Consider the following 20,744-nt stretch of genomic DNA (forward strand, 5'->3'; position numbering starts at 1 on the left):
CGAGAAGAGATACGGTGTCATCTCGTCATGAACTATAGGTTTGGGTAATATGTGCCAAAATTTGCCGAGTCTGGAGAATTGCAATGCGTGGTGATTTTTACAAACAGTTAAACAGCGACCTCGACACCGCACGTGCGGAAGGGTTGTTCAAAGAAGAGCGTATTATCACGTCTGCCCAGCAGGCGGATATCACCGTTGCCGACGGCAGCCATGTGATCAACTTTTGCGCGAACAACTACTTAGGTCTTGCGAATCACCCTGAGCTGATTGCCGCCGCGAAAAACGGCATGGACACCCACGGCTTCGGCATGGCCTCCGTGCGCTTCATCTGCGGCACCCAGGATAGCCACAAGCAGCTTGAGCAAAAGCTGGCGAACTTCCTCGGAATGGAAGACGCGATTCTGTACTCCTCCTGCTTCGACGCCAACGGCGGTCTGTTTGAAACCCTGCTCGGCGCAGAAGATGCGATTATCTCCGACGCCCTGAACCACGCCTCCATCATCGACGGTGTCCGCCTGTGTAAAGCGAAGCGTTTCCGCTACGCCAACAACGACATGGTTGAGCTGGAAGCGCGCCTGAAAGAGGCCCGTGAAGCGGGGGCCCGCCACGTGCTGATCGCGACCGACGGCGTGTTCTCCATGGACGGCGTGATCGCCAACCTGAAGGGCGTGTGCGACCTGGCGGATAAATACGATGCGCTGGTGATGGTCGATGACTCCCACGCGGTCGGTTTTGTCGGCGAAAACGGCCGCGGCTCCCACGAATACTGTGACGTGATGGGCCGCGTGGACATCATCACCGGTACGCTGGGCAAAGCGCTCGGCGGCGCGTCCGGCGGTTATACCGCTGCGCGTAAAGAGGTGGTTGAGTGGCTGCGTCAGCGTTCCCGTCCGTATCTGTTCTCCAACTCCCTGGCGCCGGCGATTGTGGCCGCCTCCATCAAAGTGCTGGAAATGGTGGAGTCCGGCGCCGAGCTGCGCGACCGCCTGTGGGCAAACGCCCGTCTGTTCCGCGAAAAAATGAGTGCCGCAGGGTTCACCCTGGCCGGCGCTGACCACGCGATCATTCCGGTGATGCTGGGCGACGCAGTTGTGGCGCAGCAGTTTGCCCGCGAACTGCAGAAAGAAGGAATTTACGTCACCGGGTTCTTCTTCCCGGTGGTACCAAAAGGTCAGGCGCGTATCCGCACCCAGATGTCTGCGGCGCATTCGCCTGAACAAATTGAGCGTGCGGTGGAAGCCTTTACCCGCATCGGCAAACAGCTGGGCGTCATTGCCTGAGGACGTGTGATGAAAGCGTTATCCAAACTGAAAGCGGAAGAAGGGATTTGGATGACCGACGTGCCGGAGCCGGAAGTCGGTCATAACGATCTGCTGATCAAAATTCGTAAAACCGCCATCTGCGGTACTGACGTTCACATCTACAACTGGGATCAGTGGTCGCAAAAAACCATTCCTGTCCCAATGGTTGTCGGTCACGAATATGTTGGTGAAGTGGTCGGCATCGGCCAGGAAGTCAAAGGCTTTAGCATTGGCGATCGCGTCTCTGGTGAAGGCCATATTACCTGCGGTCACTGCCGTAACTGTCGCGGTGGCCGTACGCACCTGTGCCGCAACACCGTCGGCGTGGGCGTAAACCGTCCGGGCTGCTTCGCGGAATACCTAGTGATCCCGGCGTTTAACGCCTTCAAAATCCCGGACAATATCTCTGACGATCTGGCCTCCATCTTCGACCCGTTCGGCAATGCGGTACACACCGCGCTCTCCTTCGACCTGGTAGGTGAAGACGTGCTGGTTTCCGGCGCCGGCCCAATCGGCATTATGGCGGCAGCCGTGGCGAAGCACGTGGGCGCGCGCAACGTGGTGATCACCGACGTGAATGAATACCGCCTGTCGCTGGCGCGCAAAATGGGCGTCACCCGCGCGGTGGATGTCTCGAAAGAAAGCCTGACCGACGTGATGGAAGAGTTGGGTATGACCGAAGGCTTTGACGTCGGCCTGGAGATGTCCGGCGCGCCGCCGGCGTTCCGCACCATGCTGGACACCATGAACCACGGTGGCCGTATCGCGATGCTGGGCATTCCGCCGTCAGATATGTCCATCGACTGGAACAAAGTCATCTTCAAAGGGCTGTTCATCAAAGGCATCTATGGCCGCGAGATGTTCGAAACCTGGTACAAGATGGCAGCGCTGATCCAGTCCGGCCTGGATCTGTCCCCGATTATCACTCACCGTTTCTCCATCGATGAGTTCCAGCAGGGCTTCGACGCGATGCGTTCCGGTCAGTCAGGGAAAGTGATCCTGAGCTGGGATAAGTAATAAAAAAGGGGCCAGCGGCCCCTTTTTTACTGATTCTTTTTCTCTTCGTCCGTCAGGTAGCGCACCTTGCGGGTATAGTCCTGCCCTTTGAACAGCAATTTGTTATCCGGAGATTCCAGATACTTCTGCCATTCGGAAAGCGGGAAACCCCCGTGCGCGCCAATCACCTCTTTCGGCACAACGGCTTCCTGACCGCCGATCTTCTTGGAGACCGGCCAGTTCATCCAGTCACCCAGATTAACCGTTTTAACATCCAGCATGTCCAGCAGCGCAGCGAGCGGCAGCTGATCGGTCGGCGGCTGGGTATCGTCCATCAGTTCCCAGGTATCCTGGAACAGCGTCAGCCACAGCGGGCAGATGCGACGCCAGGTCTTTTTGGTTGCGGCAAGAAACGCGCCGTTAACGTGATCGACCAGATACGGGCGCACCGTTTCTTTGTAATATGCCGGCACTTTTTCTGCGGGGGCGCCGTCCAGCTTGGCGATCATTTTGCCCTGACGGAAGCTGGAGTAGATGTGCATATCGGCCATGTTGATCTGGGGCATCTTCAGCAGGTTGAGATCGGAGTCGATCATCAATACGCCTTCTCCGCGCGCCTGAAGCGGAGCGTTAAGCTTCACCAGACGGCTGAGGTAGATTTGCTTATAGCGGTACCCCTCTTCACGTTTAGGCAGCGTGAGGGTCACAACGCGGGTTTTTGGCGGCAGCTCGCCGAAAGCGGATTCAGGCTGATCGCTGACGATAACAATCTCGCTGACGTCGGCGGCGTAACGCTCTGCAAAGGTCGCTGACAATAACGCCTCTTCGACGAAATCCGCGCCCGTACAAGGGATCACGATGGAATCAACCGCAACGAGATCGCGCGTGACCGGAAGGGAAGCGTACGGAATGTTATGACGCCCGGTAATGTGGCGGTAGCGAGCATTCAGGAATTTAAACATGTTCTTCTCGTTTGGTTATTGCGCGCCAAGAACGGCCTCGACACCGTTAACATAGCTTTCAATGGTATACACGTTGCAGACATTCTGGTGCGCGGCTGCGGCGAGCCGGGCGCGCAGAGCAGGATCCTGCCAGATATTATCCAGATGTTGAGCAAGTTGCGACACATCGCTCCACGGAAACAGCAGCCCGGTCGACTCATGGTCGATCAATTCTGCCGTGCCGGTTACCTTTGAGCCAATCACCGGGATATTCAGCAGCATTGCCTCCAGCACGACGCGGGGCAAACCTTCGCTCTTCGAAGCCAGAATAAACGCGTCAAAGGTGGCGAGATAGTCAAAAGGCGTGTTCTGGAAACCGGTAAAAATGATGTGCTCAGCAATCCCCAGCGCGTCAGCCTGCGCCGTCAGCGCGCCGCGTTCAGCCCCTTCACCGACCAGCACCATCTTCCATTTTGCCTGCGGGTGCATCTGGCTGAACTGGGCCAGCGCCTCCAGAGTATGGTGGTTGGACTTGCGAGGGATAAGCGACCCAATGCTGCCGAACACAAAGGTGTCGTCATCAATGTTCAGACGCTGGCGCATGGCGCGTCGGTCGGGCAAAGGCTGGTGGATGTCGATGGCGTTGTTGACCGTGGTACACAGCTCGGGCCGGACGCCATGCTGAAGAAGCACGCGTTCAACGCCGTGCGAAACCGCGATAATTTTTGTGGCATGTGCGTTGACCAGCTTCACCAGCGGCGGGGTCAATACAGGTTCAATGCGACAGTGCTGAATCAACCGCGCCTGCAGTTTCGCTGCCGCGAGATAGCCTTCCTCATTTGAGCCGGGTTGGTTATTCATATAGAGCGTATCGAAACCGCCCTCCATGAAAAGCGTCTCGATTTTGCTGACGTTAGGCCTGATTCGCCACAGGATATCCACGTAACGAGTCAATGCCTTACGGGCGCTGCGTGAGAAAAAAAGCAGGCTACGTCCCGCTTCCTTCAGTAATTTGGCCCAGAGCGGCTGCTGACGCTGAGGGATCACGATGAGCGGGATCCCGATGCTGTTGAGCACCTGACCAATCGTCTCACCTTCAGCGCGACTATAATCACTGTAAAAACAACACGTAATATCGAATTTATCGCGATTGATCCGCTTCAGGAGCTCAAGCATACTGTTGGTGCCTCCCCCCCATTCTTTACCCGTATCCAGGAGGAGAATTTTACTTTTGTGCGGCATGTCTGAATCCGTGTGCTACCCTTCATTTGACTGCATTATAAAGAATCTGTTGAAATAAAATAGATTTTTCTATTTTATTGCGCTTCAGAATTAGACAAAACGTCATACGTGCTTATTTGAAAAGTGTGATTCAGGACTTTAATCATCTCTACTCATTTATATAGTATTAATCATATTCATTTATGCTGCTGTTGAGAGTGGAAACATGTTTAAAATAACGATCTGCTTATTAACGTTTAATTCTGAAAGATTATTGCACGATGTTATTCCGCCTCTTTTAAAAATAGCGGATGAGATCGTCGTTGTAGATTCAGGCAGTACGGACAAAACACGTTTTATTTGTGAGAGCTATGGACTGCTCCCTGTCTATAAAAAATTTGGCTGGCATGGTGAGCAGATGAATCATGCCATATCCTTAGCCAGCAATGACTGGGTCCTGTGCATCGACAGTGATGAAATTCTTGACCAGGAAACAGTTGATGCTATTTCAGCGTTAAAAGCAGGTGATGAGCCTGACCCCGGAACGGCATGGCGAATATGCCGCCACTGGTTTGTTCTGGGTAAAGAAGTCCGGACGATCTATCCTGTTTCATCCCCTGATTACCCTGTACGTCTTTTTAACCGTAAACAGTCCCGATTTAATAACAGACCGGTAGACGATCAGGTGGAAGGTTTTCTCCGTTGTGAATGTATTCCGGGCTATGTAAAACATGATACGTTTCCCACTCTGCATGAGCTTTTTAACAAATTAAATTGTTATACAACCCGTCTGGTACAATATCATAAAATACGCCCCTCTATCGGGCGCGGCATCATCAGTGCCATCGGGGCTTTTTTTAAATGGTATTTGTTTAGCGGCGCCTGGCGTCAGGGTAAAGTGGGAGTGGCGACAGGACTGTATGCCACAGCCTACAGCTTTTTGAAGTATTTCAAATCTTGGTATTTGCATCAGGAGAAAAAAGAGCCCGTTGCGAATGAGCAGACGGGCTCTCAGATTGCGAAATAAGCGTCAGGCTTTCTTGCCCCATCCCTGCCACTGCTGCTGGACGTATTTCACCAGCGTACTGTTACTGATGCTGTCTCCTATGACAGAGAAGACTCGGGTCGCGTAGACCGGTTCTAGCGGCTGCTTCGGTACACAGCGCTTCACGCCGCGGAACGGGTTACGCGGTGCCGTCGGGACGGGCTGCGCAGAATTCGGCGTAGAGGTATCCACCTGCGGCTCGTTCAGCAGATCGCTCGGGCGTACCAGGGTGATATCGGCGGGTAAGGTCGGCAGCATTTGCTGCAAAACGCGAACGGTAGACGGATGCGGGTGCCCGATGGCAATCGCCGAACCGTTACGGCGCGCCAGCTGTACCGCGCGGTTGAACTGCACGCGGATATCCGCTTCGTTCTGGGAGTCGTCCAGGAAGACTTTACGCTTGATGACCTTCACCCCCGTACCCTGAGCGGCACGCATCGCCTGGCTGTTGCCAATGGTCATGCTGTCGAGGAAATAGAGATTGTAACGCTCCAGCGCCTGCATCACCTTCAGCATACCGTACAGGCTGGAGGTCATCGCGCTACCCATATGGTTGTTCAGACCCACGGCATACGGCACCTTGTTGTAGGCGTCGCGGATGATGCGTTCGATCTCATCGCTGCTCATATCCGGGCGCAGGGTGTCTTTTTCCAGCGGCTGCTTGCTGAGCGGTGCCATCGGAAGATGGATGAGGACCTGGTGGCCGCTATTGTGCGCTTTGGTCGCCATTTCATGCGCGTGAGGCGCATTCGGCAGGACGGCGACGGAGATGGCTGATGGCATCGCCAGCACCTGATTTTCATAGTGTGGTCGATAACCGAAGTCATCAATCACGATGGCGAGTTTACCTGCATATACCGGTGCAGCCAGCGCCAGTGCGCTGACGACGGAGAGAACCATTCGACGAAATTGAAGCAAAACTTATCTTCCCAACCACGGCTGTGGATTGACCGCCTGACCCTGACGACGAATTTCGAAATAGAGTGACGGGCGGCCCTGACCGCCACTGCTGCCCACAAGGGCGATGGGTTGGCCGGCGCGCACCTGGGTGCCGACGCTGACCAGCGCGCTCTGGTTGTAGCCGTAAAGACTCATGTCGCCTTTACCATGCTCGACCACCACCACCAGCCCGTAACCCTGCAGCCAGTCGGCCAGAATCACGCGGCCATCGGCGATGGCTTTCACTTCGCTACCTTCAGACGCACCGATAACGATCCCTTTCCAACGTAGCTCACCCTGCAGCTGTTCGCCATAGCGATGCAGAATAGTGCCGCGAACGGGCCAGTAGGCCTGACCGCGCGGGGAACCCAGACCGCCGGTACGCGACATCAGGGAGCGTTCGCTTTCGCTTGGCTTGTAGGTGGTCCCTTTGCGGGAGGCTTCCTGCTGCTTGTCGCGAACCGCCTGCGCCTCGCGGGCCTCTTTTTCGGCGCGCGCCTTCGCTGCGGCTTCCGCACGGGCAATGCTGTTACGCAGTTTTGATTCGTTGGCGCGCATTTCGCTCAGCTGGCTCTGTCCTGCCTGAATGGAGGACTCAAGACCCGACAGCGTTTTCTTGCGTTCGTTACGGGCCTGCTCAAGTTTCGCCTGCTGCGCTTTTTGTTCGTAGAGCAACGTCTGCTGCTGGCTCTGCTTCTCTTCCAGCTCCGCTTTTTGGGTGGAGACCTCTTCACGCGTTTGTTTCAGCTGTGCAATGGTCTCCTGACGCGCCTGGTTCAGATAGCCGAAATAGGCCTGCAGACGCTGGCCGCGCTGGCTCTCTTCACCGCTGAGGATCAGCTGGAGTCCGGTATGTTCACCCTGGCGGAATGCGGCATCCAGCTGTGCTGCGAGGTTGCGCTCCTGCGCATCACGCTGGCGCTCCAGTTTGGCAATCGACGCATTCATCTCGTCGATCTGTTTGTTCAACTGGGTGAGGGTGTTTTGCGTTTCACGGAGTTTACGTGCGGCAGCGGAGATGGCCTCTTCCTGCTGCTTAAGCTGGGCGAGCAGGGTGGCGCGCTGCTGTTGCTGCTGGCGTACCGCACGCTCTTTGGCGGCGATATCGGCCTGAATGGATTTCAGCTGGTCGCGGTCATCCGCGTGGGCGGATGCGGCGCACAGCAATACGCCAGCGCTGAGTGCGCTGGCGCAAAGCAGAGGTCTGACTGATAGCCTAAGCGGCTTCACGACCCATGTGATTGAAAAAATCGCCTTTCCCCTCATGGGGAGCGATTATTCCACGATGAACAGCGGCTTACCAGTCATCTCTTCAGGGATCGGCATACCCATCAGCGACAACATGGTTGGCGCGATGTCGGAAAGCTTGCCGCCTTCTACTGCTTTCAGTGATTTATCACCCACATAAATCAGCGGAACAGGCAGGTTGGTATGGGCGGTGTGCGCCTGACCGGTTGCCGGGTCACGCATCTGCTCGGCGTTACCGTGGTCAGCGGTGATCAGCAGCTGGCCGCCAACGGACTCAACCGCTTTCGCAACCTGCTCAACGCAGTGGTCCAGCGCTTCAACCGCCTTCACTGCCGCTTCCATCACGCCGGTATGGCCGACCATGTCGCCGTTCGGGTAGTTACAGATGATGGTGTCGTACTTGCCGCTTTCGATGGCCGCGACCAGTTTTTCAGTCAATTCCGCAGAGCTCATCTCTGGCTGCAGATCGTAAGTCGCGACTTTCGGCGAGTTGATCAGAATGCGCTCTTCGCCTTTGAACGGCTCTTCAACGCCGCCGTTAAAGAAGAAGGTCACGTGCGCGTATTTTTCCGTTTCGGAAATACGCAGCTGGGTTTTGTCGTTCTTCGCCATCCACTCACCGAAGGTGTTAGCCAGCGAGGCTGGTGGGTAAGCGCAAGGGGCTTTGATGTCTGCCGCGTATTCGGTCAGTTGGATGAAGTCGATGTTCACCACTTTCTTACGGGCAAAACCGTCGAAGTCGCTGTTGACGAACGCACGGGTGATTTCGCGCGCACGGTCAGCGCGGAAGTTCATAAAGATCAGCGCGTCGCCATCTTCCATTGCGGCATCGGCCTGGCCTTCCGCGCGAATCACGGACGCTTTTACGAATTCATCGTTTTCATCACGCGCGTAAGCGGCTTCCAGCGCTTCAACCGCAGTCGGGAAATGGAATTCCCCTTTTGCCAGAGTCATCAGGTCATAGGCCTGTTCAACGCGATCCCAGCGGTTGTCGCGGTCCATAGCGTAGTAACGGCCAATGATGGAGGCCACGCGGCCTTTGCCCAGCGCAGCGAATTTGTCTTCGAAAGCTTTCAGGGACCCTTCTGCGCTGCGCGGTGGCGTGTCGCGACCGTCCAGGAAGGCGTGCAGGTAGATTTTTTCCGCACCGCGTTCAGCGGCCAGTTCAACCATCGCCATGATGTGATCTTCGTGGCTGTGCACGCCGCCTGCAGAAAGCAGACCCATGATGTGTACCGCTTTACCTGCCGCAACGGCTTTATCTACCGCACCGCAGAGAATCGGGTTAGCGAAGAAGGTGCGTTCTTTGATTTCGACGTCCAGACGGGTCAGATCCTGATACACGATACGACCCGCGCCGAGGTTAACGTGGCCAACTTCGGAGTTGCCCATCTGGCGATCCGGCAGGCCCACTTCCAGACCGGATGCGTCAATCAGGGTATGCGGACGTTTTGCCCACAGTGCATCCATGACCGGGGTTTTTGCGTTGAAAATAGCGTTATCCTGGCTATCTTCACGGTAGCCATAGCCATCCAGAATCACCAGTACCATAGGTTTTTTAGAAACCGACATTGCAACAACCTCATGCTCAAGAGTCAAAATTTGCGTAATTTTACTACAGCTGAATCGATCAAATAGCCGCAGAAGATCAAAGAAAACGCGGGGGCAAGATGCTGACCGGACCATTTTGAGGCATTTTTTTAGGTGGCATGCCGCAGAAAATGGATTAGGTTATGGTCGCTGGCTGTATTTGCCAGAACGCACAGGTATACTCCTGTCCTGGTTTTTTTATCACTTAGTCGGGAGTAGTTACCCTCCATGCAAGAAATTATGCAATTCGTTAGCCGCCATCCGGTACTGAGCATCGCGTGGATTGGCCTGCTGGCTGCTGTGCTGTTCACCACATTTAAGAGCCTGACGTCTAAGATTAAGGTTATCACCCGTGGTGAAGCGACGCGTCTGATTAACAAAGAAGATGCCGTCGTTGTCGATCTGCGTCAGCGTGACGATTTCCGTAAAGGTCACATTGCCGGCGCAATCAACCTGTTGCCAGCTGAAATCAAAGCCAACAACGTTGGTGAGCTTGAGAAACACAAAGCCCAGCCCATTATCGTTGTGGATGCGACCGGTATGCAGGCGCAGGAATCTGCCAGCGCGCTTTACAAAGCGGGCTTCGAAAACGTAACGGTACTGAAAGAAGGGATTTCCGGCTGGAGCGGGGAAAATCTTCCTTTGGTTCGCGGTAAATAAGGAGTTCAGTCATGGCCAATATTGAGATCTACACCAAAGCGACGTGCCCGTTCTGCCACCGTGCGAAAGCGCTGCTGAGCAGCAAAGGCGTCACGTTCCAGGAACTGCCAATCGACGGTGACGCGATCAAACGCGAAGAGATGATCCAACGTAGTGGTCGTACGACGGTTCCGCAGATTTTTATTGATGCGCAGCACATTGGCGGCTGTGATGACTTGTATGCGCTCGACGCCCGTGGTGGACTCGATCCGCTGCTGAGCTAAGAGACTTTAGGACAATTAAAAAGGGTATTTCCATGTCAGAACAAAACAACACCGAAATGACTTTCCAGATCCAGCGTATCTACACCAAGGATGTCTCTTTCGAAGCGCCAAATGCGCCGCACGTTTTCCAGAAAGACTGGCAGCCAGAGGTTAAACTTGATCTGGATACCGCATCCACCCAGCTGGCGGATGACGTGTATGAAGTCGTACTGCGTGTGACCGTGACCGCCTCTCTGGGCGAAGAAACTGCATTCCTGTGCGAAGTACAGCAGGGCGGTATCTTCTCCATCGGCGGCATCGAAGGCAACCAGATGGCGCATTGCCTGGGTGCATACTGCCCGAACATCCTGTTCCCGTATGCCCGTGAATGCATCACCAGCCTGGTTTCTCGCGGTACATTCCCGCAACTGAACCTTGCGCCAGTGAACTTTGATGCGCTGTTCATGAACTATCTGCAGCAGCAGGCTGGCGAAGGTGCCGAACAACATCAGGATGCCTGATGAGCACTGTTAATGCGTCAATGACTGTGATCGGTGCCGGCTCATACGGCACCGCTCTTGCCATCACGCTGGCAAGAAATGGTCACGACGTGGTCCTGTGGGGCCACGATCCAAAACATATCGCCACGCTGCAGCGCGACCGTTGCAATGTGGCGTTTCTCCCGGACGTTCCGTTCCCTGACACCCTGCACCTGGAAAGCGATCTTGCAACCGCGCTGGCGGCCAGCCGCAACATTTTGATTGTGGTGCCAAGCCATGTCTTCGGCGACGTGCTGAATCAGATCAAGCCGCTGATGCGCCCGGATGCGCGTATTGTCTGGGCGACCAAAGGGCTTGAAGCGGAAACCGGACGTCTGCTGCAGGACGTTGCCCGCGAAGCGCTGGGGGATGAGATCCCGCTGGCGGTCATCTCCGGGCCGACCTTTGCCAAAGAGCTGGCTGCGGGCCTGCCGACGGCGATCTCGCTGGCATCCACCGATCAGGCCTTCTCCGACGATCTCCAGCAATTGCTGCACTGTGGCAAGAGCTTCCGCGTCTACAGCAACCCCGATTTTATCGGCGTGCAGCTGGGCGGCGCGGTGAAGAACGTGATTGCCATCGGGGCCGGGATGTCTGACGGTATTGGCTTTGGCGCCAACGCGCGTACGGCGTTGATTACCCGCGGCTTAACCGAGATGTCCCGTCTGGGCGAAGCGCTGGGTGCCGATCCGGCCACCTTTATGGGGATGGCGGGTCTGGGGGATCTGGTGCTGACCTGTACCGATAACCAGTCTCGTAACCGCCGCTTTGGCATGATGCTCGGACAGGGCAGCGATGTAAAAAGCGCGCAGGAGAAGATTGGACAGGTGGTGGAAGGCTACCGCAATACCAAAGAAGTCCGCGAATTGGCGCACCGGTTTGGTGTCGAAATGCCAATAACCGAGGAAATTTATCAGGTATTGTATTGCGGAAAAAATGCGCGCGAGGCAGCATTGACCCTATTAGGTCGTGCGCGCAAGGACGAGCGCAGCAGCAATTAGCCGGGAAGTATCGTCACCTGAATGACCCAGCCAGCGCAGAACTGGCTGGTCATTAACTATCGTCTGGAGTTAGCAATGCCGTGTGAAGAACTGGATATCGTCTGGAATAATATTAAAGCCGAAGCCCGCGCTTTGGCGGACTGTGAGCCTATGCTGGCCAGTTTCTATCACGCGACGCTACTCAAGCACGAAAACCTCGGCAGCGCCCTGAGCTATATGCTCGCCAACAAGCTGGCTTCCTCCATCATGCCTGCTATCGCCATTCGTGAGGTAGTGGAAGAGGCCTACGCCGCCGACCCGGAAATGATCGCCTCTGCCGCCTGTGATATCCAGGCCGTGCGCACCCGTGACCCGGCGGTCGATAAATACTCCACGCCGCTGCTGTACCTGAAAGGCTTCCACGCGCTGCAGGCGTACCGCATTGGCCACTGGCTGTGGAATGAAGGCCGCCGCGCGCTGGCGATCTTCCTGCAAAACCAGGTTTCCGTGACGTTTCAGGTTGATATTCACCCGGCGGCGAAGATTGGCCGCGGGATCATGCTCGACCACGCCACCGGGATCGTTGTCGGGGAAACGGCGGTGATTGAAGACGACGTCTCGATCCTGCAGTCGGTTACCCTGGGCGGTACCGGGAAAACCAGCGGCGATCGCCACCCGAAAATTCGTGAAGGGGTGATGATTGGCGCAGGCGCCAAAATCCTCGGCAATATCGAAGTCGGGCGCGGCGCGAAGATTGGCGCGGGGTCGGTTGTGCTCCAGCCCGTGCCACCGCACACCACCGCCGCTGGCGTACCGGCGCGCATCGTTGGTAAGCCAGACAGCGATAAGCCGTCGATGGATATGGATCAGCACTTCAACGGCATTCACCATACCTTCGAGTATGGTGACGGCATTTAACTTCTGAGAATGGCGCCCGGGTAACCCAGCTGGCGCCAGGCCTCATACACCACCACCGACACCGCGTTCGACAGGTTCATGCTGCGGCTGTCCGGCATCATCGGAATACGGATTTTCTGCTCAGCGGGCAGGGCATCCAGGATCGTGGCCGGCAGGCCGCGGGTTTCCGGGCCAAACATCAGATAGTCACCCTCCTGATAGCTCACGGCGCTGTGCGCTGGCGTGCCTTTGGTGGTCAGGGCGAACATGCGCTGCGGCTTCTCTGCTTCCAGAAACGCGGCGTAATCGTGATGGCGAACCACGGCGGTAAATTCATGGTAATCCAGCCCCGCGCGGCGCAGGCGTTTGTCGTCCCACGTAAAGCCCATCGGCTCGATGATGTGCAGACGAAAACCGGTGTTGGCGCACAGGCGGATGATATTGCCGGTGTTCGGCGGAATTTCTGGTTCGAATAAAACGATGTTAAGCATGCTGCCCCCTTAATTGCGGGGGCAGAATAGCAGAAAAGAGAGGAACTACGCGACGCCGGGTTCCTGCGAGCGGCTATACAGCATTTTGTAGACGGTTGCCGCAGCGGCCACTAAAGCAGGCACGCTGAGGATCATTAAAATACTGTCTGCCTGCCACTGCATCGAAAGAAGCTGGGCGCTGGTCATGGTTCCCGCCACGCCGCCAAAGCGGCCGATGCCCTGCATCCAGGCGATGCCCGTCGCGCGGCACTCGGTAGGGTAAAAGGTGGCCGCGAGGGTTTGCATGCCCGACTGCGCGCCGTTCATCGCGATCCCCATCAGGAAAATCAGCCCGCCAAACAGGGCGATATGGTTATGCTCAAGGCCAAGCAAAAGAATCAGGCCCATCGTCAGCACAAAACCACCTGCGACCACCTTGTGCGCTTCCCAGCGGTCCATCATCCAGCCCGCGAGCAGAATGCCTGCGGTGCCGCCGAAGGTAAACAGCGAGGTGAGCCAGGCGGATTCCGCCAGGGCATAACCCATCCCCTGCATCAGCGTCGGCATCCAGCTAAGCAGGACGTAGTAAATCACCAGCCCCATAAAATAGGTCACCCACAGCATCAGGGTGCCGGGTAGCCAGGGCATGGAAAACAGCTGCCCCACGCTTCCTTTTTTAGACGCGGCTTTCTCTTCCGCCAGGAAAAAGCCCGTAACGCTCTCCAGCGTGCTGCGGCTGAACCGGCTGGCAATGCGGCGAACCTGCGCGACGTCTTTCCCGCGCTGCACCAGAAACTTCACCGATTCCGGCAGCAGCAGCGCCAGCAGCACGGTTAAAATCAGCGGCGCAATCGCGCCGGTCAGCAGCACGCTTCGCCAGCCGTGGTGGGGAATTAGCCAGGAAGAGATCGCGCCGCCGCCCGCCGCACCCAGAGGGAAGCCGCAGTACATGGTATTAATCGCCATGGCGCGGCAGCGCTGGGGGGCAAACTCTGAGATCAGCGTGATGGCGTTTGGCATGGCGGCGCCGAGCCCGAGACCCGTCAGAAAGCGCCACAGCGTCAGGGTATTCAGGCTTTGCGCCCAGGCCGTCCCCAGGCTCGCCAGGCCGAAGAACAGGCACGAAAAGACCAGCACGCGCTTGCGTCCCATCCGGTCCGATACCGGACCTGCAATAAGGGCTCCCAGCGACAGCCCCAGAAGCGCCGCACTCAGCACCGGCCCCAAATCCTGTTTGTGTATTCTCCACTCCGCCGACAGCGTAGGCGCGATGTAGCCCATCGCTGCCGTATCAAAACCATCGATCGCCAGAACCAGAAAGCCCAGCACGATAAGAAGCCAGTGAAACCCTGAAAAAGGACTCTCGTCGATCACCTGCTGAATATCCACCTTACCTGAATAGGTCATACGCTCCCCTCCGATGTGATGTTGTTTTTGTGTTCTTGTATTTGCTTGTCTATACAATTGCGAACGGGAGGGATGTGTCAAATTTTCTTATCCAGAATGTTACGCAGGTGTTATTTTCAACAAAAAAAGCGCCCGAGGGGGAAATCGGACGCATGGGAAAGGTGGGGGAACGGGAGAGGATCAGGCCGCGTCGCCACGTGACAGCGGAGCCAGCGCCGCCGGTAGTTTGCTCAACTCCTGCACCAGCGAATCCTTGCTGATTTCACTGATCGACTTCGCGCCGGTCAGGGTCATCGCCACCTTCATCTCTTTCTCGATCAGGTTCAGCAGATTTGCCACGCCCGCCTGGCCGCTGGTGGCCAGCGCGTACAGGTACGCGCGGCCCAGCAGCACGCTGTCGGCACCCAGCGCAATCATGCGCACCACGTCCAGCCCGTTGCGGATGCCGCTGTCGGCCAGAATGGCAATATCGCCTTTCACCGCATCGGCAATGGCCGGCAGGGCGCGGGCGGAAGAGAGCACGCCGTCGAGCTGGCGTCCGCCGTGGTTAGAGACCACAATCCCGTCTGCACCAAAGCGTACCGCATCGCGGGCATCTTCCGGATCGAGGATCCCTTTGATCACCATCGGTCCATCCCAGAACTCGCGGATCCACTCCAGGTCTTTCCACGAGATCGACGGATCGAAGTTGTTCGCCAGCCAGCCGATGTAATCCTCCAGCCCGGTCGGTTTGCCAAGGTAGGCCGAGATGTTCCCCAGATCGTGCGGACGGCCGTTCAGACCCACATCCCATGCCCACTGTGGATGCGTTACCGCCTGCCAGTAGCGGCGCAGGGCGGCATTCGGGCCGCTCATGCCGGAGTGGGCATCACGGTAGCGCGCGCCGGGCGTGGGCATATCGACTGTAAAGACCAGCGTGGAGCAGCCCGCCGCTTTAGCGCGCTCCAGCGCGTTACGCATAAAGCCGCGATCGCGCAGGACGTACAGCTGGAACCACATCGGCCGCTTGATGGTCGGGGCGACCTCTTCAATCGGACAGACCGAGACGGTAGAGAGGGTAAACGGAATGCCTTTAGCATCTGCCGCGGCGGCGGCCTGCACTTCACCGCGACGGGCGTACATGCCGCATAAGCCGACAGGTGCGAGCGCCACCGGCATGGAGAGCGTTTCGTTAAACAGTTTCGTCTCAAGGCTCAGGTCAGACATATTCTTCAGCACGCGCTGGCGCAGGGCCACTTCTGACAGATCCTCCACGTTGCGGCGCAGGGTGTATTCGGCATACGCCCCACCGTCGATGTAGTGGAACAGGAACGGCGGCAAAATGCGCTGCGCCGCGGCGCGGTAGTCACTGGCTGCTGAAATAATCATGCTTTGTTCTCCCTGGAAATATCACTGTCGCCAGGCAGACGGGTAATACGCGCCTGTCGGGCCTGGTCTTCATCAAATCGTTTAATGGTGGTGTGCACGAAGCCGAGATGCGCCATCATCGCTTTGCGCGCGGCTTCGGCATCGCCGGCCAGAATGGCGTTGAGCACCGCCTCGTGCTGTTCGGTCAGCTGGGCAAAGACCGGCGGGACCAGATACATACGCTGGCGGCTCTGCTTCACGGAGGATTGCAGCAGGTCGAAGAACCCGCGCATGGTCTGGAGCAGCACCACGTTGTGCGACGCCTCGGCGATTGCCAGATGGAAACGCACGTCCGCCTGGGAGGCGATGTCCGGGTCGCTGCTTTGCGTGGCTTCGAAGCAGGCTTTGAGCTTCTCTTTGTCGGCTTCGGTTGCCCGCATCGCTGCGTGCCATGCGGTACTGGTTTCGATGGCGTGACGCGCTTCAAGGATGTCGAAGCTGTAGTCCGGGTCGTTTTCCAGCAGCGTCTTCAGCGGCTGAACGATGTTTTGCTCGGACCAGTCATCATGCTGCCAGCGCACAAAGGTGCCGCCGCCGCGACGGCTCACCAGTACGCCTTCGCTGACCAGCGTCGCCAGCGCCTCGCGCAATGAGTTACGCGATACGCCAAGCCGGGCGGCAAGCTGGCGCTCGGCGGGCAATTTCATGCCCGCTTCCAGCTGTTGTTCTTCAATCAGCGCCCGCACGCGAGAGGCAATCTCGTCGGACAGGCGTCTGGGCATCACTATCATGGGATCATCCAGGTTAAGACATAGGCCTGCAGGGTGGTGATCACGCCCACCATGCAGGTGAATATCAGGCTGTGCTTCACGGTGAAGCGGAACAGGTCCGACTCTTTGCCCACCAGTCCCACCGCCGCACAGGCAATGGCGATGGACTGCGGGGAGATCATTTTGCCGGTCACGCCGCCGGTGGTGTTCGCGGCGACCAGCAGCACGTCCGACACGCCAATCTGCTGCGCAGCCGTCGCCTGCAGGGCGGCAAACAGAGCGTTAGACGAGGTATCTGAACCCGTCAGGAACACCCCCAGCCAGCCGAGGAACGGCGAGAAGAAGGTGAACGCGTGTCCGGTGTGCGCCAGCGCTAACGCCAGCGTTGACGACAGGCCGGAGTAGTTCGAGATAAACGCGAACGCCAGCACCATGCCGATGGAGTAGATCGGCAGCATCAGCTCTTTAATCGTTGCCGCAAAAGTCTGTACCGCGGCGGCAGGCTTCATGCGCAGCCACACCACGGAAAGGAGTGCCGCAAACAGGATGGCCGTACCGGTGGCGGAGAACCAGTCAAACTTAAACACTGCCGCATACGGCGTGGCGTCGTGCACCACCGGCGGCATACGGGCGACCATCTTGTCGAGGAACGGCACGGAGATGTTAATCACCATGTCGTACAGCGCGCCGCCGGGAGCGAACAGCGCTTTAAACGGCGGTATGCTCCACAGCGTCACGGTGGCGGTCAGGAACAGGAACGGCGACCACGCGCGGACGATCTGTCCTGCGGTATAGCCCGTGCGGGCGAGGGTCTGATCCACATGCGACGCGCCCATGTCGGCAAAGCGGAAGATGCGCACCGGCTGCCAGCGTTTCAGGAACAGCGTCAGACAGACCAGCGACACCAGCGAAGAGATGATGTCCGGCAGCTCCGGGCCAAGGAAGTTCGAGCTGAGGTACTGGGCAATCGCGAACGAGCCGCCTGCCACCATCACCGCAGGCCAGGTCTCCTTCACGCCGCGCCAGCCGTCCATAATCGCCATGATCCAGAACAGCACGATAATGGTCAGGAACGGCAGCTGGCGGCCCACCATCTGGCCGATCTCAAAGCTGTCCAGCCCGGTCACCTGACCCGCGACCAGAATCGGAATCCCCATCGCGCCAAACGCCACCGGTGCGGTGTTCACAATCAGGCACAGGCCAGCGGCGTACAGCGGGTTAAAGCCCAACCCGACCAGCAGCGCGGCGGTGATCGCCACCGGTGCGCCGAATCCTGCCGCGCCTTCAAGGAACGCCCCGAAGGAGAAGCCGACAATCAGCATCTGCAAGCGCTGGTCCGGGGTGATGGAGAGAATCGACGAACGAATGATGTCGAACTGCCCGGTCTTTACCGAGATTTTATAGACAAAGACCGCGGCGATGATGATCCACGCAATCGGCCACAGGCCGTAGAAGAAACCGTAGACGACGGAGGCCAGCGCGCGGTCGACCGGCATCTTGTAAAAGAACAGCGCCACCAGCAGGGCGATGGCAACGGTGTACGTCGCGGCGAGGTAGCCCTTCAGCTTGAGCTTAATCAGCGCAAAGAAGAAGAACAGGATCGGTAACGATGCGATCAGGCTCGACAGCCAGATATTGCCGGCCGGGTCGTAGTTTTGTTGCCAGAGGCTCATGCAGGTCTCCTGGGGACCAGACAGCCTGTGCTGCGGGTGAGTCTCCGCTCAACTCTGCGTCACAAGCTGTGTAAAAGTGGTCCTGCCAATATTGTGTTGTAGGGTTAATGACAATGAATGGTTAACCAGATGTTATGGAGTGGCAATGGTTTTGTGAGCGCAAATAATGGAATTGTGAACCGGGGGAGGATTGATTGCGCTATTGGTTGGACCAATTCACGCGAAGGGGGAAAAGAGTAGGCCGGGTAAGCGCAGCGCCACCCGGCATGAAATCAGAATGCGGTCTTACAAAAACCCGTCATCTCTTTCAGGCCCATTTCGCGGCCAAGCTCGGTCATCGGGTGTACCACCACCAGACCACGGAAGCTTTTCTTCAGCTTGCCCATATCGGCCTGCTCTTTTTTGGTGATCGCGCGGCGGTGCGGCATGTTCATCAGCTTCTGCGCTTCTTTGCTCAGCTTCTGGCCTTTCACTTCGCGCAGGCGCTCAATCTCCGCTTCCAGCTTCGCGGTCTCTTTTTCCAGCTCGGCATATTTCTCGGCGGAATCAACCAGAGACAGGCCAGCCATCTGGTGACGGATCAGATCCAGACGGTCGCTCAGGCGTTTAATTTCGTTCTTTTCGACTTCTTTCATGACAATTGACTCTAAATCGGGGGAATTACAGGGAAGGATACACCAATGTGAACGGGCTTACTTCTGAAACGCTTTTTTTAAGCTGATTTTAGAAATCAGCTCAGTCAGGGAGAGGACCATAGTGGAACGGACAACCTGTTGATAGCGCAGCTTTTGCATCGCGTACAGTTCAGGGTCGCTGTTATCAAAATGGGGAGCAGGAGGCAGGGCGGTGACGCAGTGCAGCTCGCCGAACGGCCCCAGGATTTCATCATCGGTAAAAGTGTACTCATTACCGTCATGATTGAGCTCTTCGCGCAGCGCCATTAACAGTTCAGCGTCTTCATACTCCTGGCGGTTGAGCACGCCAAGACCATAAATCAGCTTCAGACGCACCGACAGATCGCCCAGCGGTCCGTCTCCGTCCAGTAACGGCTCTACAGCGTACTTTACCGCGTAGTCGTCTTTGCGAAACACCTGAAGCACCAGGATATTCACCGCCTCGGTTAACAGCTCGACGGCGGCAATCAGGAAACTTCGTACGGTTTTGCCAGCATTCAGACGCTCAAGCACACGATTTTCAAAGGCCTGGGTTTGTTCCATTATTGCCTGCATATCTGACAATCTGTTATTCGGGCGCAGGCTTACCTGCGCCGGATTCTGCATCATTTGGTTGCGTTGTATGCGTTAACCGCCTCCGCAACCACGTCGCTGCTGGCGTCCAGACCGGAAATCTGCGCCAGCGCAGCCTGCGCGCCTTTGTCATCAATCAGCTGAGCCAGCTCAATCGCCTGCGGGTCCTGCTCGCTGCGGTAGTGCATCGCGGCAGCAATTCCTTTCACCAGGTTGGCGTGCGGCAGACCGTATTCCAGCGTGCCCAGCAGCGGCTTAATCAGGCGGTCGCCCGCGCTCAGCTTACGCAGTGGCTGACGGCCCACGCGCTCAACGTCATCTTTCAGATACGGGTTTTCAAAACGACCGAGGATTTTCTGGATATATGCTGCGTGTTTATCAGCATCAAAACCGTAGCGTTTGATCAGCACCGCGCCGCTCTCTTCCATTGCCCCTTTCACCACCGCGCGGATCTGCTCATCGAGGATCGCGTCGCGAATGGTCTGATGACCGGCCAACTTTCCGAGGTACGCGGTTATAGCATGCCCGGTGTTCAGCGTGAAGAGTTTGCGTTCGACAAATGCCATCAGGTCATCAGTGAGTTCCATTCCCGGAATGGTCGGCAGCGCGCCCTTGAACTGAGTTTTATCGACGATCCACTCGCTGAAGGTTTCAACAGTGACTTCCAGCGGATCGTTGGTGGCGGATTCGGACGGCGGAACGATGCGGTCTACAGCGGAATCCACAAACCCGACGTGCGCTTCAACCCAGGCTTTATCTTCCTCAGCCACGGCCGCCATAACGTGGCCTTTCAGCTGCGTGGTGCCGCGCACCATGTTTTCACAGGCGATGATGTTCAGCGGTGTTTCAATGCCCTGTGCTTTACGCTTCGTCAGGCCTTTCGCGACCGCAGGAGCAATACGTTCAAGCACCACCGGGCCCACGGCGGTGGTCACCAGATCAACGCTGGCGATCAGGTCAATCACGTCGTCGCCGATGCTGCTGACCGCGTTGACGCCAGAGACGGTTTCAACCTGTTCGTTTTCACCCACCACATGAACCTGATAGCTATGACGGGCATTCAGGGCATCCAGAACCACCTGATTCACATCGGCGAATGTCAGGGTAATGCCCGCGTCTGCCAGCAGTTTACCGATAAAGCCACGACCGATATTACCTGCGCCAAAATGTAATGCTTTCATAGTGTTAACCTTCATCAATGTTTTTACCCGAGAGGGCTGGGGTGAGGAAC

The 20,744-nt window shown here is 57.0% G+C and carries 21 protein-coding genes; 8 read left to right on the forward strand and 13 right to left on the reverse strand.

Annotation, left to right across the window (positions count from 1 at the left end):
- Positions 1-83 precede the first annotated feature (83 nt).
- Together kbl and tdh are read left to right on the forward strand one after the other, a co-directional pair.
- Positions 84-1,280, forward strand: a complete 1,197-nt coding sequence (gene kbl / locus INF77_RS08070) for a glycine C-acetyltransferase (protein ID WP_045260056.1) — start codon at positions 84-86, stop codon at positions 1,278-1,280.
- A 9-nt stretch (positions 1,281-1,289) separates the two neighbouring features.
- Positions 1,290-2,318, forward strand: coding sequence for an L-threonine 3-dehydrogenase (gene tdh, locus INF77_RS08075; protein WP_006812404.1), 1,029 nt, complete (start codon positions 1,290-1,292; stop codon positions 2,316-2,318).
- 26 nt (positions 2,319-2,344) lie between these two features.
- Here the strand turns inward: tdh and INF77_RS08080 are convergent, their stop codons facing one another.
- Both INF77_RS08080 and INF77_RS08085 read right to left on the reverse strand, forming a co-directional pair.
- A complete protein-coding gene (locus INF77_RS08080) occupies positions 2,345-3,259 on the reverse strand; it encodes a hypothetical protein (protein WP_193531962.1) in 915 nt (304 codons plus the stop codon).
- Between the two features lie 15 nt (positions 3,260-3,274).
- A complete protein-coding gene (locus INF77_RS08085; protein WP_193531963.1) occupies positions 3,275-4,480 on the reverse strand; it encodes a glycosyltransferase in 1,206 nt (401 codons plus the stop codon).
- Positions 4,481-4,685: 205 nt separating this feature from the next.
- Here INF77_RS08085 and INF77_RS08090 point away from each other — a divergent pair, with 205 nt between their 5' ends.
- Positions 4,686-5,486 carry a glycosyltransferase family 2 protein gene (locus INF77_RS08090; RefSeq protein ID WP_063943269.1) on the forward strand — a complete coding sequence of 267 codons (801 nt, stop codon included), beginning with the start codon at positions 4,686-4,688 and terminating at the stop codon, positions 5,484-5,486.
- A 3-nt stretch (positions 5,487-5,489) separates the two neighbouring features.
- On the opposite strand, the gene INF77_RS08095 is transcribed toward INF77_RS08090, so the two are convergent.
- Genes INF77_RS08095 through gpmM form a run of 3 tightly spaced genes read right to left on the reverse strand, consistent with a single transcriptional unit; the run spans position 5,490 to position 9,263 of the window.
- The gene (locus INF77_RS08095) at positions 5,490-6,422 is read right to left on the reverse strand and encodes a divergent polysaccharide deacetylase family protein (RefSeq protein WP_074147980.1); all 933 of its coding nucleotides are present in this window, start codon (positions 6,420-6,422) and stop codon (positions 5,490-5,492) included.
- Between the two features lie 3 nt (positions 6,423-6,425).
- Entirely contained in the window at positions 6,426-7,685 is a 1,260-nt protein-coding gene (gene envC, locus INF77_RS08100) for a murein hydrolase activator EnvC (protein WP_231940812.1), read from the reverse strand.
- Between the two features lie 33 nt (positions 7,686-7,718).
- On the reverse strand, positions 7,719-9,263 hold the full coding sequence (gpmM, locus tag INF77_RS08105; protein WP_100171117.1) for a 2,3-bisphosphoglycerate-independent phosphoglycerate mutase: 1,545 nt from the start codon (positions 9,261-9,263) through the stop codon (positions 7,719-7,721).
- Between the two features lie 246 nt (positions 9,264-9,509).
- Between gpmM and INF77_RS08110 the strand changes: the two genes are divergently transcribed.
- From INF77_RS08110 to cysE, 5 genes are all read left to right on the forward strand, one after another.
- Positions 9,510-9,941, forward strand: coding sequence for a rhodanese-like domain-containing protein (locus tag INF77_RS08110; RefSeq protein WP_014882007.1), 432 nt, complete (start codon positions 9,510-9,512; stop codon positions 9,939-9,941).
- Between the two features lie 11 nt (positions 9,942-9,952).
- Entirely contained in the window at positions 9,953-10,204 is a 252-nt protein-coding gene (gene grxC, locus INF77_RS08115) for a glutaredoxin 3 (protein WP_028015037.1), read from the forward strand.
- A gap of 32 nt (positions 10,205-10,236) precedes the next feature.
- Positions 10,237-10,704 carry a protein-export chaperone SecB gene (secB, locus tag INF77_RS08120; RefSeq protein WP_003860835.1) on the forward strand — a complete coding sequence of 156 codons (468 nt, stop codon included), beginning with the start codon at positions 10,237-10,239 and terminating at the stop codon, positions 10,702-10,704.
- Positions 10,704-11,723, forward strand: coding sequence for an NAD(P)H-dependent glycerol-3-phosphate dehydrogenase (gene gpsA, locus INF77_RS08125; protein WP_045630251.1), 1,020 nt, complete (start codon positions 10,704-10,706; stop codon positions 11,721-11,723). The genes secB and gpsA overlap by 1 nt, the downstream gene beginning before the upstream one ends.
- A 75-nt stretch (positions 11,724-11,798) precedes the next feature.
- Positions 11,799-12,620 carry a serine O-acetyltransferase gene (gene cysE / locus INF77_RS08130; protein ID WP_008502718.1) on the forward strand — a complete coding sequence of 274 codons (822 nt, stop codon included), beginning with the start codon at positions 11,799-11,801 and terminating at the stop codon, positions 12,618-12,620.
- Here the strand turns inward: cysE and trmL are convergent.
- The 8 genes from trmL to mtlD all read right to left on the reverse strand — a co-directional run bounded on the left by trmL (position 12,617) and on the right by mtlD (position 20,694).
- Complete coding sequence (gene trmL, locus INF77_RS08135; RefSeq protein WP_028015039.1) at positions 12,617-13,090, reverse strand: tRNA (uridine(34)/cytosine(34)/5-carboxymethylaminomethyluridine(34)-2'-O)-methyltransferase TrmL; 474 nt, start codon at positions 13,088-13,090, stop codon at positions 12,617-12,619. The two genes, cysE and trmL, sit on opposite strands and share 4 nt — an antisense overlap.
- A 45-nt stretch (positions 13,091-13,135) precedes the next feature.
- On the reverse strand, positions 13,136-14,476 hold the full coding sequence (locus tag INF77_RS08140) for an aromatic acid/H+ symport family MFS transporter (RefSeq protein WP_193531964.1): 1,341 nt from the start codon (positions 14,474-14,476) through the stop codon (positions 13,136-13,138).
- Between the two features lie 180 nt (positions 14,477-14,656).
- Positions 14,657-15,844 (reverse strand): FMN-dependent L-lactate dehydrogenase LldD, encoded by a 1,188-nt coding sequence (gene lldD, locus INF77_RS08145; protein ID WP_193531965.1) that lies wholly within the window; start codon positions 15,842-15,844, stop codon positions 14,657-14,659.
- Positions 15,841-16,614, reverse strand: coding sequence for a transcriptional regulator LldR (gene lldR / locus INF77_RS08150; protein WP_063437270.1), 774 nt, complete (start codon positions 16,612-16,614; stop codon positions 15,841-15,843). The genes lldD and lldR overlap by 4 nt, the downstream gene beginning before the upstream one ends.
- Positions 16,611-18,266, reverse strand: coding sequence for an L-lactate permease (gene lldP, locus INF77_RS08155; RefSeq protein ID WP_045630254.1), 1,656 nt, complete (start codon positions 18,264-18,266; stop codon positions 16,611-16,613). Before lldP ends, lldR begins: the two co-directional genes overlap by 4 nt.
- 272 nt (positions 18,267-18,538) lie before the next feature.
- On the reverse strand, positions 18,539-18,901 hold the full coding sequence (locus INF77_RS08160; protein ID WP_193531966.1) for a YibL family ribosome-associated protein: 363 nt from the start codon (positions 18,899-18,901) through the stop codon (positions 18,539-18,541).
- 57 nt (positions 18,902-18,958) lie between these two features.
- Complete coding sequence (gene mtlR, locus INF77_RS08165; RefSeq protein ID WP_028015045.1) at positions 18,959-19,549, reverse strand: mannitol operon repressor MtlR; 591 nt, start codon at positions 19,547-19,549, stop codon at positions 18,959-18,961.
- Positions 19,546-20,694, reverse strand: coding sequence for a mannitol-1-phosphate 5-dehydrogenase (gene mtlD, locus INF77_RS08170; protein WP_150145133.1), 1,149 nt, complete (start codon positions 20,692-20,694; stop codon positions 19,546-19,548). The genes mtlR and mtlD overlap by 4 nt, the downstream gene beginning before the upstream one ends.
- Positions 20,695-20,744: the final 50 nt, after the last annotated feature.

The organism is Enterobacter cloacae complex sp. P1B (genome assembly GCF_014982345.1).
GTDB lineage: Bacteria > Pseudomonadota > Gammaproteobacteria > Enterobacterales > Enterobacteriaceae > Enterobacter > Enterobacter bugandensis.

What these genes read in the sequence shown, in the direction of transcription:
- kbl (WP_045260056.1), top strand. Translation starts at nt 84, where the DNA reads ATGCGTGGTGATTTTTACAAACAGTTAAACAGCGACCTCGACACCGCA.
- tdh (WP_006812404.1), top strand. Translation starts at nt 1,290, where the DNA reads ATGAAAGCGTTATCCAAACTGAAAGCGGAAGAAGGGATTTGGATGACC.
- INF77_RS08080 (WP_193531962.1), bottom strand. Translation starts at nt 3,259, where the DNA reads ATGTTTAAATTCCTGAATGCTCGCTACCGCCACATTACCGGGCGTCAT.
- INF77_RS08085 (WP_193531963.1), bottom strand. Translation starts at nt 4,480, where the DNA reads ATGCCGCACAAAAGTAAAATTCTCCTCCTGGATACGGGTAAAGAATGG.
- INF77_RS08090 (WP_063943269.1), top strand. Translation starts at nt 4,686, where the DNA reads ATGTTTAAAATAACGATCTGCTTATTAACGTTTAATTCTGAAAGATTA.
- gpmM (WP_100171117.1), bottom strand. Translation starts at nt 9,263, where the DNA reads ATGTCGGTTTCTAAAAAACCTATGGTACTGGTGATTCTGGATGGCTAT.
- INF77_RS08110 (WP_014882007.1), top strand. Translation starts at nt 9,510, where the DNA reads ATGCAAGAAATTATGCAATTCGTTAGCCGCCATCCGGTACTGAGCATC.
- grxC (WP_028015037.1), top strand. Translation starts at nt 9,953, where the DNA reads ATGGCCAATATTGAGATCTACACCAAAGCGACGTGCCCGTTCTGCCAC.
- secB (WP_003860835.1), top strand. Translation starts at nt 10,237, where the DNA reads ATGTCAGAACAAAACAACACCGAAATGACTTTCCAGATCCAGCGTATC.
- gpsA (WP_045630251.1), top strand. Translation starts at nt 10,704, where the DNA reads ATGAGCACTGTTAATGCGTCAATGACTGTGATCGGTGCCGGCTCATAC.
- cysE (WP_008502718.1), top strand. Translation starts at nt 11,799, where the DNA reads ATGCCGTGTGAAGAACTGGATATCGTCTGGAATAATATTAAAGCCGAA.
- trmL (WP_028015039.1), bottom strand. Translation starts at nt 13,090, where the DNA reads ATGCTTAACATCGTTTTATTCGAACCAGAAATTCCGCCGAACACCGGC.
- INF77_RS08140 (WP_193531964.1), bottom strand. Translation starts at nt 14,476, where the DNA reads ATGACCTATTCAGGTAAGGTGGATATTCAGCAGGTGATCGACGAGAGT.
- lldD (WP_193531965.1), bottom strand. Translation starts at nt 15,844, where the DNA reads ATGATTATTTCAGCAGCCAGTGACTACCGCGCCGCGGCGCAGCGCATT.
- lldR (WP_063437270.1), bottom strand. Translation starts at nt 16,614, where the DNA reads ATGATAGTGATGCCCAGACGCCTGTCCGACGAGATTGCCTCTCGCGTG.
- lldP (WP_045630254.1), bottom strand. Translation starts at nt 18,266, where the DNA reads ATGAGCCTCTGGCAACAAAACTACGACCCGGCCGGCAATATCTGGCTG.
- INF77_RS08160 (WP_193531966.1), bottom strand. Translation starts at nt 18,901, where the DNA reads ATGAAAGAAGTCGAAAAGAACGAAATTAAACGCCTGAGCGACCGTCTG.
- mtlR (WP_028015045.1), bottom strand. Translation starts at nt 19,549, where the DNA reads ATGATGCAGAATCCGGCGCAGGTAAGCCTGCGCCCGAATAACAGATTG.
- mtlD (WP_150145133.1), bottom strand. Translation starts at nt 20,694, where the DNA reads ATGAAAGCATTACATTTTGGCGCAGGTAATATCGGTCGTGGCTTTATC.